Annotated in this window: 11 protein-coding genes; 8 read left to right on the top strand and 3 right to left on the bottom strand. The window is 44.0% G+C overall.

Annotation, left to right across the window (positions count from 1 at the left end; genetic code table 11):
* The first annotated feature begins 33 nt into the window (after positions 1–33).
* The 6 genes from ACINK7_RS11380 to ACINK7_RS11355 all read left to right on the top strand — a co-directional run bounded on the left by ACINK7_RS11380 (position 34) and on the right by ACINK7_RS11355 (position 5,970).
* Complete coding sequence (locus ACINK7_RS11380) at positions 34–1,920, top strand: XrtA/PEP-CTERM system amidotransferase (RefSeq protein WP_404355214.1); 1,887 nt, start codon at positions 34–36, stop codon at positions 1,918–1,920.
* A 135-nt stretch (positions 1,921–2,055) separates the two neighbouring features.
* Entirely contained in the window at positions 2,056–2,913 is an 858-nt protein-coding gene (locus ACINK7_RS11375) for a hypothetical protein (RefSeq protein WP_404355212.1), read from the top strand.
* A 54-nt stretch (positions 2,914–2,967) separates the two neighbouring features.
* Complete coding sequence (locus tag ACINK7_RS11370; protein WP_404355210.1) at positions 2,968–3,285, top strand: HPr-rel-A system PqqD family peptide chaperone; 318 nt, start codon at positions 2,968–2,970, stop codon at positions 3,283–3,285.
* A gap of 1 nt (position 3,286) precedes the next feature.
* A complete protein-coding gene (locus tag ACINK7_RS11365; RefSeq protein ID WP_404355208.1) occupies positions 3,287–4,180 on the top strand; it encodes an HprK-related kinase A in 894 nt (297 codons plus the stop codon).
* A 336-nt stretch (positions 4,181–4,516) separates the two neighbouring features.
* On the top strand, positions 4,517–5,596 hold the full coding sequence (locus ACINK7_RS11360) for a nucleotidyltransferase family protein (protein ID WP_404355206.1): 1,080 nt from the start codon (positions 4,517–4,519) through the stop codon (positions 5,594–5,596).
* A 164-nt stretch (positions 5,597–5,760) separates the two neighbouring features.
* Positions 5,761–5,970 (top strand): hypothetical protein, encoded by a 210-nt coding sequence (locus ACINK7_RS11355; protein ID WP_404355205.1) that lies wholly within the window; start codon positions 5,761–5,763, stop codon positions 5,968–5,970.
* 139 nt (positions 5,971–6,109) lie between these two features.
* Here the strand turns inward: ACINK7_RS11355 and ACINK7_RS11350 are convergent, their stop codons facing one another.
* Together ACINK7_RS11350 and ACINK7_RS11345 are read right to left on the bottom strand one after the other, a co-directional pair.
* The gene (locus tag ACINK7_RS11350; RefSeq protein WP_404355203.1) at positions 6,110–6,379 is read right to left on the bottom strand and encodes a PilZ domain-containing protein; all 270 of its coding nucleotides are present in this window, start codon (positions 6,377–6,379) and stop codon (positions 6,110–6,112) included.
* Between the two features lie 85 nt (positions 6,380–6,464).
* On the bottom strand, positions 6,465–7,772 hold the full coding sequence (locus ACINK7_RS11345; protein ID WP_404355201.1) for a YhjD/YihY/BrkB family envelope integrity protein: 1,308 nt from the start codon (positions 7,770–7,772) through the stop codon (positions 6,465–6,467).
* Between the two features lie 304 nt (positions 7,773–8,076).
* Here ACINK7_RS11345 and ACINK7_RS11340 point away from each other — a divergent pair, with 304 nt between their 5' ends.
* Both ACINK7_RS11340 and ACINK7_RS11335 read left to right on the top strand, forming a co-directional pair.
* A complete protein-coding gene (locus ACINK7_RS11340; protein ID WP_404355200.1) occupies positions 8,077–10,659 on the top strand; it encodes an ATP-binding protein in 2,583 nt (860 codons plus the stop codon).
* Complete coding sequence (locus ACINK7_RS11335; RefSeq protein WP_404355198.1) at positions 10,652–11,446, top strand: c-type cytochrome; 795 nt, start codon at positions 10,652–10,654, stop codon at positions 11,444–11,446. Before ACINK7_RS11340 ends, ACINK7_RS11335 begins: the two co-directional genes overlap by 8 nt.
* Before the next feature lie 110 nt (positions 11,447–11,556).
* On the opposite strand, the gene ACINK7_RS11330 is transcribed toward ACINK7_RS11335, so the two are convergent.
* A complete protein-coding gene (locus tag ACINK7_RS11330) occupies positions 11,557–14,751 on the bottom strand; it encodes an EAL domain-containing protein (RefSeq protein ID WP_404355196.1) in 3,195 nt (1,064 codons plus the stop codon).
* Between the last annotated feature and the right edge of the window lie 61 nt (positions 14,752–14,812).

Genomic DNA, 14,812 nt, shown 5'->3' with positions numbered 1-14,812 from the left:
CAATTCAAAAATTTTTATTTTCCAGGAAAAACCATGTGTGGAATCGTCGGTATATTTGATCTAAAGGAAAAACGCGAAATCGACCGCGAGTTGTTGGGGCGGATGAACGAGGTGCAATTTCATCGCGGCCCCGATGAAGGTGGCTTGCATACCGAACCCGGTTTGGGATTCGGTCATCGGCGCTTGTCGATCATCGATCTGTCGAGCGGACAGCAACCGATGCACAGCCAAGACGGCAATGTCGTATTGACTTACAACGGTGAAGTCTATAATTTTCCCGAATTGCGCAAAGAACTCGAAGGACTGGGCTATACCTTCAAGACGCATTGCGATACCGAAGTGATTCTGATCGGTTGGCAGGCGTGGGGCGAGTCTTGTGTCGACCGTTTACGCGGCATGTTCGCATTCGCGATTTGGGATAGGGCTAAAGAAACTTTGTTTCTAGCGCGCGACCGCTTAGGCATAAAGCCTTTGTATTACGCCGAATTGCCGAACGGACAGTTTATATTCGGCTCGGAACTGAAAGCGCTGAAAGTTCATCCGCAATTACCGAGAGAGCTCGATGCCACGGCGATCGAGGATTATTTCGGCTTCGGCTATATCCCCGATCCGAAAACGATTTACAAAAACGTTCACAAACTCGAACCCGGATTCAAACTGACGATCCGTCGGGGTCAACAAGAATACCACCCCGTGCAATATTGGAATGTCGAATTCGGCGTGAAGCAAGTCAAGACCGAACAGGAAACCGCCGAAGAACTGATCGAACGTTTTCGCGAAGCGGTCGATATCAGAATGGTCGCCGATGTGCCGCTCGGCGCGTTTTTGTCGGGCGGCGTCGATTCGAGCGGCGTCGTCGCGATGATGGCTGGGCTTTCCGAACAGCCGGTCAATACGTGCTCAATCTCGTTCGGCGACCCGGCTTTCAACGAATCGAAATATGCCCAATTGGTCGCCGAACGCTATCATACCGCGCACCGCGTCGAACAAGTCGATCCGGACGATTTTCATTTGATCGATCGTTTGGCCGGACTTTACGACGAACCTTATGCCGACAGTTCCGCGCTACCGACTTACCGCGTCTGCGAATTGGCGAAGAAGCAAGTGACCGTAGTGCTATCGGGCGACGGCGGCGACGAAAATCTGGCCGGTTACCGCCGTTACCGCTGGCATACTTACGAAGACCGCATGCGGCAAATCATGCCTGACGCATTGCGCAAGCCGCTGTTCGGTTTTTTAGGAAGAACCTATCCAAAAGCCGATTGGGCGCCGAAAATATTCAGAGCCAAGTCGACATTCGAGTCGATCGCGCGCGATTCGCTCGAAGGTTATTTTCACAGCGTCTCGGTTAATTCGAACGAAATTCGCAACGCTTTGTTTAGCCAAACTTTAAAACAAGAATTGCAAGGCTATCAAGCGGTCGAGGTATTCAGACGGCATGCCAAAAATGCCGCTAGCTATGACGCTCAGTCGCTAGTACAATATCTTGACATTAAAACTTATTTACCGGGCGATATTCTGACCAAGGTCGACCGAGCCAGCATGGCGCACGCGCTTGAAGTCCGCGTGCCGCTGCTCGATCATAAGCTAGTCGAGTGGTTCGCAAGTTTTCAACCGGATTTAAAACTGAAAGGCCGCGAAGGCAAATATATTTTCAAAAAGTCTTTAGAAAGTTATTTACCGGACGATATTTTGTATCGGTCGAAAATGGGTTTCGCGGTGCCGTTGGCGAGCTGGTTTAGAGGGCCGTTGAAAGATCGCGTGCGAGAATCGCTGCTCGGCGAGACGATGATCCAGAGCGGCTATTTTGATCAGGCGTTCGTCAAAAAGATCGTCGATCAGCACCAAAGCGGAATCCGGGATTACAGCACATCGATTTGGTCTTTATTAATGTTTGAGGCGTTTTTGCGGAATAATTGATTAAATTTAGTTCCTTGCCCAAGTAGCTAAATAATCTGAAATGGCTGTTGATCGATCTTGTCCCAAAGTACAATAGACAGAATTTTAGCGTTTTGTTAGAGTTCGACTAATATTAAATTTAACCAGGCGGTGTTAGTGATGACGATAGAATCAGAAAAATCGAAGCCAGTTGTCTCCGATCATCAAAAAGTGGATCAATCGAAACGGTCGTTGACCAAGGTGGGCTTTACGGTACCGGTCATAATGACATTGGCTGGACGTCCGGTTACGGGTTTTGGCGCAAATTGTTTGTCGCAAGAAATGTCGGGTAATGCTTCGTATACCGGCGCTGGAAGTTGTGAGTTGGGCAGTAGTCCTGAATATTGGAAATCTCCTGATTCGTCAGCGGCTGGAAGCTTAATTACACAAGAATCACAAAGTTCTGCCACAGTAAATGCAACTTGGCCGGGGGGGAGTGGCGGTAGTACTACTAACAAACAGGTTACGATTAAGAAAACGATCAAAAGTACTTCCACGCCTTATCTTTGGACAGGTATCAATATTCATTATGGCGATTTAATCAAGATCGACACGATTATAGAAATAATACGAAACAATGATGCATTGAGCGAAGGGACAATTGTAACGATCGTCAGTATCAGCACTAATTTCAGCGATAATCCGCTTACCGAGGGTCAAACACTATCCGTCGGTACAACAACAACTAATGGCAATGGTGGTGCTAACACTGAAGCCAATGATTGTGCCAATTTTTCGAATGGTGTTTCATTTAGTGCGGTCTTTGGCGGCGGTATTGACGAACCTATGCGCAAGCTTTTGTGTGAATCTACCGATAGTATCGAATCTCATGCGATTGCGGCATATCTGAACGCATTGCAGAATCCAAATTATATTCTCAAGCCAAATCAAGTCATTGCCCTTTATAATGGCGCAATCAATGTGCCTCCCAACTATACAAATCTGGAGCATTTTCTCAGTGCAACGTGGCCGTAGCGTCAAGTTGTTTGTAAGAAGACCTCTAATTCCACAAAGCAAATCTTATAACGCGTGCAGAGATTTCCAGAGCCCCATAGCCACCAGGATCGAGTTTTTCGACTTCGAAGCGATGTTTCGCTGATTTTTAGGCAATGGGATGATGAAGCTGTTATTTTTGATATTAATTCTGGAAATACTCTGCTTATAGATGAAACAGCCGCCTATGTTCTGGGTGAAATTGAAAAAGCTCCCAAGTCAGGGCAGCAACTGGAATGTATCGTCGCCGACTCAGGCGGTGTTCTCGATCATGATGTAAGCCACTATTTGGATAGATTGATCTCGGAATTACAAAGGTTAGGCTTGTTGGAATACGAAGCCATTTATAAATAACGTGACATCAATTATTAATGCCATCGTGCCGGGCTCTATTAAACACGCAAGATTTAGAATCGGCTCGTTCAATATCTCTCTTTCTTCATCTATTCCCGAAGTACTTCAGCACATTCAATCTCTTTATAGCAATTATGAAATATTGGCCGATAGTGATTTTATCGATTTTCATGTTCAATTAGCTTCGCCGTCCATCTCTAGGCGTTTCTTTCGACGCCAAGTGGTTTTCTCGCTTGACGGATATATCCCATTCAAACCCTTACCGTACGCGCAAGCTCCCGCAATGTTCGAATGGGGAATGAATTGGTGTATTGCAAGCCATTCCAATTACAATCTAATCATTCATGCCGCAGTTGTCGAATTGAAAGATCGTGCCTTTATTTTTCCAGGTACGCCAGGAAGTGGAAAAAGCACATTATGCGCGGCTTTGGTTTGCCGGGGATGGCGACTTCTTTCCGATGAGATGGCGCTGATCTCTATAAATGATGGTTTAATTTCCCCAGTACCTAGACCAATCAGCCTTAAAAACCAATCGATTCCACTGATACAAGCATTTTCGAATCAAGCTGTGATTGGTCGGATCGTTGCGGATACCGCAAAAGGGACCGTTGGGCATATGAAGCCGCCTGAGAGTAGTGTGAAATTAGCTGAAAAACAGGCTAAACCAAGCTTTTTAATTTTCCCCAAATACAAACAAGCATCGGAGACTAAGTTGATGCCCTTGAGCAAGGGCAAGGCAATGGTGCGCGCGGCTAGCGACTGTTTCAACTATAATGTTTTGGGTGCTCAAGGCTTCAACTGCTTGGGAGACTTCATCGATCAATGCGAATGTTATGAGTTTGAATATAGCAGCTTAGATGAAGCGGTAAGTCTATTTACAGATATGGCGAATTGATTCAGATGGCTATTAAGGGATTATACAAAATAACTTCCCAAAACGGTAAGCTTTGTGATGGTTCGGTGATTCACTTGACAGGGCGCTGTGAATACATCCGTCTAGGCTTGACGACCGCTATTCCTGCTGTTGACCGTATAAATCGAACCATCAAATCCTCTTTCCGACATTTGAAGAAGTTATACGTTTCGCACTTCAACTTTTTGCAGTACCCGAGGAGGTGCCGAGGTGTGCGGCAAAAGCTTTGCCAGCATAGAGCCTACATGGACGTATTCACGGTGCCCTTTGACGGGTACCCCTGTGCCGAATTATGATCTACGAAGAGTATAACATTTCATGCTCGTTTTTAAGCCACTGTTAAGCTCGGTACTTGTCTTGCCGGAACAAGTCTTGGGAATAGATTTACCACAATGGGACTTACTCATTAGGCAGGCTCGAAAAGCCAATGTTTTAGCAACCTTAAATATATTAATAGAGCAGGCTAATCTTTATGATTCCGTGCCTGAACAACCACGCAGGCACTTGATTTCGGCTCGAGTTCATGCCGAGCGCTTTATGATTTCCTTAGACAGGGAGATCGAATGCATCATCAAAGCTCTCGGGGATATAAAAATACCCGTCGTGTTTTTAAAGGGGGCGGCTTACCAACTGGCTAATGATCGAGCAGCTCATGGCAGGGTGTTTTCGGATATTGATATACTAGTGCCTGAAGATCGCTTACCGGAAGTCGAACGGGCTTTGATCAAAGGTGGCTGGATGACAACGACGCTCGATGCCTACGATCAAAAATATTACCGGCAATGGATGCACGAAATTCCGCCGATGCGGCATCTAAAGCGCCAAACTACGCTTGATGTTCACCATAATATCTTGCCAAAAACCTGTCGATATTCTCCCGATTCAGCTAAGTTATTATCGAATTGCGTGAGGGTGGCCGATAGAAATTGCTGGGTGTTGGCTACGGAAGACAGGGTGTTACACAGTGCTTCCCATTTGTTTCATGAGGGCGAACTGGATCACGGTTTCAGGGATTTATGTGATTTGGATTCGTTAATCCAACAGCACTCGGGAAAAAGCGGTTTTTGGGATAAATTGCTGCTCAGAGCCGATGAACTTAATCAACGCATTCCTCTTTATTATGCTTTACGCTACACCCAAGCTATTTTGGATACCCCGATTCCGGAAAGCGTATTACATGAATCTGAAGGGTTTTTGAAAGGGCGCTTTCATCGGTACTTCATGGACTTTTTATATTTGAGAGCATTGATGCCGAATCATGCCAGCTGCAACGACCGGTGGACCGGATTAGCGCGCTGGTTGCTGTATATCCGTTCGCATTGGTTAAGGATGCCGCTGTATCTATTGATCCCTCATTTATTTAGAAAAAGCTGGCTGCGTTTGAGAGGCAAGGAATAACACTGATCCTGAAACTTAAATTTCATCAACGCTGGAAATTTCGATTATTCTAGAAAAAGCATTTAACCATGAAGATCATGAAGTTAATTTAATTTCTTGTCATTCGGTTGCGCATAACTTTTCCTCACCCGAAAGGTCAGCGATAATTTTTACTGTGAAAGTTCATGGAGCCAGTCTTATTATCTAATTTTTCGATATACAAAACTCTGCTGCGGCAATGCCGGTTCCGAGAAGAGTGCGGTGCTCGACCGGCAGGCATCGGCGGCAGGGCAGATTTTTGCTCCTGCAAAATCTGCATTCATGCCATCCATGGCAATCAGTCGCCGCCGTCGAGCCTACATGGACGTATTTACGGCGTCCTGTCGGGCGAGTGACCGGACCCTTCACCACTCACCCGCACTTTCATTTTCCGGGGCGATTGCCAGGCATTCATGAACGTTAGGTTATTTCTTGAAATTCTTTATGAATTTCATGTCCTTCATGGATAAACTACCGAATTTAGGATTATCGTGTTCACATAAACTCAACCGCAAAGCCTTTTTGGGGTATCACTCTTACGACTTTGACGTATAAAACCGGAGCATCCTCGATTTCCAAGGTTTGAATTTGTATTTCGTCGCCGATTTGCGGTAATGTCTCGTTGAGGCAATTGATAAACACGCCACCGGCCGAAAAATCCTGCATTTGTAATCGCTCGGTTTTGCCTGAAGCGGGAATAATGACCAGCACGGGAGCTCGATGGATTAATCGTGGATGAATTCTCTTATCGTTAGATGTAGACAAGGTTTTACTTCCTAGCAGAATATGGATGAGTTTTGGAAATCATAGTCAAAAGGCCGAAAGATTGCTAGGAAAAGGTATTTTCTACTTAAATATCCTTAATTAATGTATTGATTTTGCTGGATTCAACTAGCTTTTCGGATTCCTCGATCAGCTTTAAGCTCTCTGCGATACCTTGAATGTCCGGCAGTTTATGCTGGCCATATTCCTCTAGCGTTTTGATGACTCGGGCTACATCAAGTCGATGACTGTCGACTGCTGGGAGAAATACCGTCTCTTCGTCTTCCTCTCGGTTTAGCTCGATAATGATGCCGCCATTTTTCAACTTTTTTATAACAGTTCTAACAACTGAAACCGGAAGCCTGAGTCGTTTACTGATTTCGCCTTCTGTCAAAGGCGGCGCTTCTTCGGTAAATGCATGAATCATCAATTGCATCATTTTTAATGCTGAGGCCTTTTGTATGATTAGGCTCGGTTCGCTGTATTTTTTATCTTCCTTGAACTCGGTGAAATTTTGTAAATAAAAAGCGATTTCGCAACCGAATAGTACAATCATCCAGCCGATCTGTAACGACAGAATAAATAGCGGCAAGGCCGCAAAACTGCCGTATATCGCATTGTATTCCGAGACGCCGATTTGTAAGGTGAGATAGGCCCATTGAAAAGTCTGATAGGCAATAGCGGCCAAAATACCTGCGATTAATCCGGGTTTTAGCTTGACTTTATGATTCGGAATATAAATGTATATAAACGATAATAACGCCGACATGATAACCAGGGGAGACAAACCTAATAGCTGCAATACCAGATTGGCGCCGAAATCGGGTAAATGCATGATCTCTAATAACCAGCCGACATGCGTTTTCAAAAAAACCGTAATGCTACTGGAAATTATCAGTAAAATCGGTGCGAGAAACATCAGGGATAGATAGTCGCTGAGCTTACGATTCAACGACCGGTCGCTATCGATTTGCCAGATGGCATTAAACGATGCTTCAATGAATCCGATAACCTTAATGACCGTCCAGAACAAAAAAATCACCCCAATTCCCGCCACAACGCCGCCCTTGGCATTCTCTAGCATGTTCTCGGCAAAACCGATCAATTGCACGATCATCGTATCGTGTTCCGGGACTTGCTCTAACAATTTTTCTTTCAAAATTCTTTCAAAACCGAAGCCTTTGGCGACGCCGAACAGCATTGCAAAAACCGGTACAATCGATAGCAACGTATAAAGAGCTAAAGCCGTGGAACGAAGTATACAAAGGTCGCGGATGAAGCCTTTTGCAGATAGCAATAGGATTTTCAAGGCGTGCAATCCGTAGGCTTCATAGCGATTCAATGAATGCTCTTGAATTCTCCAGATGTCTTCGTTGATAAATTTGATGATGTTCAAGGGATTAGGGGGGGTGATAATTATGATATGAGTTAAAATTAAAAGAGCAACGATATTTGTTAGACGAAATCCTTAATTGAATCCTTAGATTAACGCTTACATTTTTCGCGGTCGAAGCTATAACTATCGAACCGTAATTATTCATTCCCCCTATCATTCCTACGCAGAGCGAGGGAATGATAGGGGGAATGAATAGTTACAACCCTTTAGGTAACATATTACAAGAGACGCGGTGAATAGTTAGTCTCCAGTCATAACTTTCTTTTAATTAAACACAAAATAATCAAGTCCTGTAAACATAAAAATGAGACTACGTTTATCTATTGCTGACTTAGGGCAGTCTTTTTTGCTGATGATACTGGTTGGCCTTCTTTATTTTGTGTTTGGACTACTAGGCCTTGAATTGGCTCTATCACCCAGTAAAGCCAGCGCCGTATGGCCTTCAGCAGGCGTTGCACTAGGTTTACTTTTACTTCTTGGTAATCGGGTCTGGCCGGGAATCTTTATCGGCAATTTTTTTATTTCCGTTCTGGCATTCGGTTTCGACAACAATATGTTGGCCGTTTCCTTAGTCTCGGCAAGCGGTGCTTCAGTTAGCGCTTTAACCGGTCGTTATTTAATCGGTCGTATTGTTGGGTTTCCCAGCGTTTTGCTGGAAGACAAACATATCATTCTCTTTTTGTTATTCGGCGGGCCGGTTAGTTGTTCGATTCCTGCAACATTGGATGCTGCTGCGCTCACGCTGTGCGGAGTCCTCGGGCCTTCGGAAATGCCCATCAATTGGTTTATCAAATGGGTTGGCGACAGTATCGGCGTTTTTGTGTTTACGCCCTTGCTACTGATTGTTTTTGCCAGCCCTAAGTCGGTTTGGCGTAAACGCTTCTTTCCTGTCGGAATTCCTTTATTGTTAAGTTTTATGCTGATTATCGGTTTTTTCTTTTATGTGCAAAAACTCGATCGCAAACAGCACGATCAGGATTTCGAAAATCAATCGCTAATGTTAGCCGAGGCGCTTAAGCATCGAATCAAGCAGCACCAGCGTATTGTTTATGCAACGGGCAATCTTTTTATCGGCGACTATACTGTTGGGCCCGATGATTTTAAATTGGCGGCTCGGCAAGGTTTTGATGAATTTCCTGAAATACAATCCATCCGCTGGCAGCGTTACCGCATAAAAGAGAAGGCGCACTTCAAATTGCTTCCAGTCTATAGCGAGCATCGAGATGAGTCAATTTTGGTACCGCTCGAATTATCGGAGCGTCGGCTTGATCAATTTGCTCGTATTCAAAGTTCTGATTCATTGGTAAAAGCGATTATTGAACCCGCTAAGAGACATATTCATTTCCTGTTACCGATTTATCGCTCAAAGAAGGAAAAATCACAAACGCCTATAGGCATTTTGTCAAGCACAGTTTCTACCGAAAGCATGATTCGACAGGCATTTAAGGGGCTCAATACAGGAGGAGTTTACCTTGCGATTACCGGCTCCGATTCCGAATCCGGTTACAGCATTATTTATAGCAATACCAAGGATCATTTGCATAATAACTTTCGTAAATATTCGTTGTTATTGGGCAACCAGGAATGGCAGTTTTATTTTTATCAAGACCATAGCTCGGTTTACGCACATTTTCATTGGCCGATGTGGTGGTTTTTGATAAGTGGTCTGTTATTTACCAGTTTGCTTGGAGCTGGGTTGTTAATGCTAACCGGTCGGCATGTCAAAACAGAATTGGTCGTCAGTGAAAGGACTGCGGAGTTATTGAGTGCTAAACAGGCAGCTGAAACCGCTAATGAAGCTAAGAATCAGTTTTTGGCTAAAATTAGTCATGAACTGCGCACACCGCTGAACGGTATCATGGGATTCGCACAATTATTGCAAAAATCGCCAGAAATTCCTGAAGCACAAAAACAGCAAGTCAATATCATCAGTCATTGTAGCGAAGACTTATTAACGCTGATTAACGATATTCTTGATATTGCCGCAATTGAAAGTAATAAAACTAAGTTTGTAATAGAGCGCTTCGATTTTGTAAGTCTGATTAATGACATTGTCGAGTTGTTTAGGTTAAAGGCCGCTGAAAAACAATTAGCGTTTGTTCATAATCAAAATAATTTGCCGCAATTTCTTCATGGCGATCAAAAACGCTTGCGTCAAATAATTGCTAATTTATTGGATAACGCAATTAAATACACCGATCGTGGACGCGTTACATTGACAACGGAATATCAGAGCGATCAATTGATTATTACTGTAACGGATACCGGATGCGGCATTGCTAATGAGCATCTCAACTTGATTTTTTCCCCTTTTATTCAATTAAGAGGAAAGGGGCTTTACAAGGAAGGTATTGGCATTGGTTTGGCTATATGCAAGGAGTTGATCAAGCTCATGCAAGGCAGTATTTCGGTGCAAAGCGAGCAGGGGCGCGGCAGTGTTTTTACAGTGAATCTACCGCTGAAAACCGATTCTGTAAAAGCTTCTAAAACTTCCGGTTTAGTCGTTCCTTACAATAAACATTTCGGTAAATTACAGATTTTAATCGCGGATGATAATGAAATTAATTTAATACTGCTGAAACAGTTACTGTTGAGGCAAGATTGTGCAATCGACTGCGTTGACAACGGAGTCGACGCCTTGAATATGATCCACAAATATCATTACAAAGTCGCTTTTATTGATCTGAATATGCCTGTCATGAACGGAATCGAACTGGTAAGATTGCTCAGACAAGAAAACAATAATATTCAACTGATTGCAATTAGTGCTTATGCCGGTCGACGAACAATCAGAGAAGCGCTCGATGCCGGTTTCGATCATTATCTAACGAAGCCTATCGATACCAACCAATTAAACCAAATAATCCACTGTTTCGATTATGATTAGATTAAAGTTTTTTTTATTTTTACTGATCGCAATTTTTCAGTCGCATTCGGTATATGCTGAAGAGTGGCCGACAATCGATCTTTCCGGCATCGGCCTGACTACGGTAAAACGCATTCAAATCAAGGAAGATCCGGTTTATAAAACCGCTAAAGAATACGAATCGATTCCGTTAGCGCAAGTTTTGAGTCGTTTTTCTGAAGCCGATCGAACAGCTAAGGATAGGGTGGTCGTGTTTACTGCCAAAGATGGTTACACGGTTTCTATGGGGTTGGCGGACGCAATGTCGGAGCAAGGCTTTATTGCGTTTCGAGATACCGAAGCGCCTTCGGGGCAAAAATGGCTGACTTTCAAATTCGGCAAAGAAACCACAACGCCGGCGCCGTTTTATTTAGTTTGGCCTAAGCAAGGGCTAGACAAATGGCGCTATCCATGGCCGTTCCAATTGGCATCGATTTCGCTGCAACCGGCATCGACTTATTTCGGTGCAGCGGCACCGGCCAAAATAACAGATGATATTGGTACCGGGTTCAATTTGTTTTCGACTTATTGCATTCGTTGCCATTCGGTTAATTTGTCCGGCGGTCAAGTCGGGCCGGAGCTCAATGTTCCGAAAAACATTACCGAATATTTTATCGAGGCGGAGTTGGCCGGTTTTATTCTTAATGCGCCTGCTTACCGGTCGGGCACTAAAATGCCGTCTTTTGAAAAGATTCTTGATCGGCAACAAGCAAAGGCTATCGTTACTTATCTAAAACAAATGAAAAATGAAAAATCCGATACAAAATGAGTCATAGGTAAATTTATTTACCACAAGTTTCATGGAAAAACCATTGTTTATGGTTTTTCCTGTTTATCTAAGTGTTTAATATAAAAAGAATATTTGTTGACATAGTTTTATCATAGTACTTGCGGAGATTGTTGCGACAAAAGTTCGGCAAATTGGCCTGCCGTTACCGGATGACGGAAGTGGTAGCCTTGAAACCCTGTACACCCCTTACTCTTCAGAAATGCCAATTGCTCGGCTGTTTCCACACCTTCGGCAATCATCGTCAAGCCTAAATGTTTAGCCATGTCGATCATTGTTTCGACGATGATTGCATCGTTCGGGTCGTAGGAAATGTCGCGAACAAAGCTTTTGTCTATCTTCAATTGATTCAGCGGAAGTTGTTTCAAGTAAGCAAGCGAGGAATAGCCGGTGCCGAAGTCGTCAATCGAAATCGATAGGCCCAGCGCTTTCAAGGCTTTCATTTTTTCAATGGTATCCTGGATATTATCGATAACAACGTGTTCGGTTAATTCTATCTCCAAGCAATCGGGCGTAATGCCGCTAAGCTTCAAAGAATGTTCTATTTGATCGACAAAGTCGCTTTGTCTGAATTGATTCGAACTCACATTGACTGCAATACGCGGCACAATTAAACCACTTTCTTGCCATGACTGTATTTGTAGGCATGCCTCCATGATTACCCATCGCCCTAACTGTAAAATCAAGCGAGATTCTTCGGCAATTTTGATGAACTCAACGGGTGAGATCAAGCCTTTTTGGGGATGTTGCCATCTGATTAATGCTTCGGCTCCTATAATCTCGTTTTTGGCATCAAACTGGGCTTGATAATTCAAAACAAATTGACCTTGATCGATCGCTTCTAAAAGCTCGTTTTCCATCTTAATGCGCAGATCGGCAGCTTCTTGCATGCTCGGATGAAAAAAGCTGATGCTGTTACGGCCGGAAGCTTTCGATCGATACATTGCCGTATCGGCTTGTTGCAGAATCCGGTCGGGATTATCGTCATTATCCGGAAACAAGGTTATACCGATGCTGGGCGAGAGTTGATGTTGGAATGCATCGAGTAGAAACGGTTCGTTGATTTTGGCATTAATTTTTTCGGCGACCGTTAGTGCGTGATCGGCTGCTTCCGATAAGTTTTTAGCATTGCAGTTGATTAGAACGATAAATTCGTCGCCGCCTAAGCGGGCAGCGGTATCTTCATCTCGCACAACCGATTCCAAGCGGTTGGCTACCTGAATAAGTAATTCGTCGCCGACATGATGGCCTAGCGAGTCATTCAAAAATTTAAAATGGTCCAGATCCATGAATATCACTGCGCCGAAATGGCCATGTCGTTTGGCAACAGCGATTTCTTTATCGAGACGATTGATCAACAAGCGACGATTCGGCAAGTTGGTTAAGGGATCGTAGAAGGCCAGATTGTGGATGCGTGATTCATTTTCTTTTTTTTCGGTGATATCGGAAAAAATTGACACAAAATGGCTAATTTCGCCGGCTTCGTTTTTAACGGCGGTAACTGTCTGCCATTCCGGATAAACTTCTCCATTCTTTCGACGATTCCAGATCTCGCCTTCGTACTGTCCTTGGCAAGCTAATTGCTTCCAAAACTCATCAAAACATTCGCGATTATGGTGTCTGGATCTTAAAACCGAGGGAATTTTGCCAATGACTTCTTCGCTAGAATAACCGGTGATTTCAGTGTATGCGTTATTGACCCTTAAAATCCTGCCTTTTTTATCGGTAATCATGATGCCTTCCTGGGTTTGGAAGGCGGTTGCGGCTAAGCGTAATTGTTCTTCGTTGAGTCGTAGTTTTCGATTGCTTTGGTTAAGATCATGCGTACGCCTTTCGACTTCGACCAGGATTAGCTCGGTTTGTCCGGTGACAATCAAAAAACCGATACCCATTAAACTTGTCAGCAGCATACCGCCGGCCAAAATACCCCAAACCGGCCAGGAATAATAATTTCCAAGAAAACCTAAATCGGGCGAAACTTGAATGAACCAGGATTGCCCGCCGATATTAAGCGGTTTTAACGTGGTGATGGCAAACGGATCCGGAATGGCGCGCTTAGGCTCTAACGGAAACAACCATTGTTGTTCTCCGTCGGATGTTTTTTCGAAAAGCCTAATATCGATATATTCAATGCTTTTTCGAAGTAAAGCGTCTTCAATAAAACGTTCGATATCGAAAGCTTCAATGACATAACCTTTCAAGGTCTGTTTGTTCTCGAAAAAAGGCGTATAGATAAAAAACTGCCTGGAATTGTTTTCAAGTGCCAATATTTTAGAGCTTCGATCGGTTGTTGCTTGAGGCTCCAGTGCTAACACGATCTCTTGGTGGCGTTTTTCCGAGATAGGATGGATATCATCGAAATACTTTTTGGTCGAATACTTGATCGTCCATGCCGTTTTATCTTGATTTGCTTTTGAAGCCTCTAGCCATTCAATAAAAGGAACGCCTGGGTAAGTGTTAAAAACCCAGTCCGAAAAAATTTGTAACGATGGATAGTCAATCGTATCGCTCGAACCGATTAATGCGTGGTAAAGCGACAAGGTGTTTGCATGGGCCTTGTAATTGTCTTCTAAAGCGTATTGTATCGTTTCTGCCTTGCTTTCGATGATTTCCTGTAGGCGTAAGCCTTCTCGTTGATGAGCCAATAAGTAAGAAATTACGACTAGGGCTAAACCTAGTATCAAGGCTGTGCATAACGGTAACCAGCGTTTCGTACGGCTTTGTAAGGAAGGTTCAAAAATCGTCAAGAATAAAGGCGTGAAAACCACGATACCGATGCAATCTCCGAGCCACCAGGTTAAGAATCCGAATCCGAAATCCGATTCGACGATGACACCGGTTTCAACCAATGCATAAACGCTTAGTAACGCCGGTATCAATGTGGCGATCGGACCGGATAAGAGAAAAAACAGCATGATTTCTTTGGCGGAAATCAAAGGGTTCGGGTAGCCTACGATTTTTTTTACTAAAAAGGCTCCGGTCCAAGCCCTAAGCACGCTGTTGACCGGTGAACTGAGAAAAATTAAGAGCTGGCCGGGGGATTGCCATAAAGTCATGAAATCGTAGACTTCATAATGGATAGCTAATTCAGCTAAAAAAATAGCCGGTAATACTTTGTTTCCCCAGAGTAAAGTTGACGCAAAGCCGATACCGGCCGGTGGCCAGATTGCTGTCGCGTAACTGGGCGGCAAGGACAGCGGTAATGCCAATTGTCCCGCAAAATAAAACAGTAAAGCCGTTACTGCAATCCGACTCAAAGTCGAGTTAACGGAGGTTCTATGATTCAAGGTGAGTTGTCCTTCGCTTTATTATTCGATCGTCGGTAAACAATCCAGCCTGAATGATATC

Origin of the sequence: Methylotuvimicrobium sp. KM1 (genome assembly GCF_044788715.1) — a bacterium.
Classification (GTDB): Bacteria; Pseudomonadota; Gammaproteobacteria; order Methylococcales; family Methylomonadaceae; genus Methylotuvimicrobium.
This window is presented reverse-complemented; position numbering and strand designations above follow the sequence as displayed.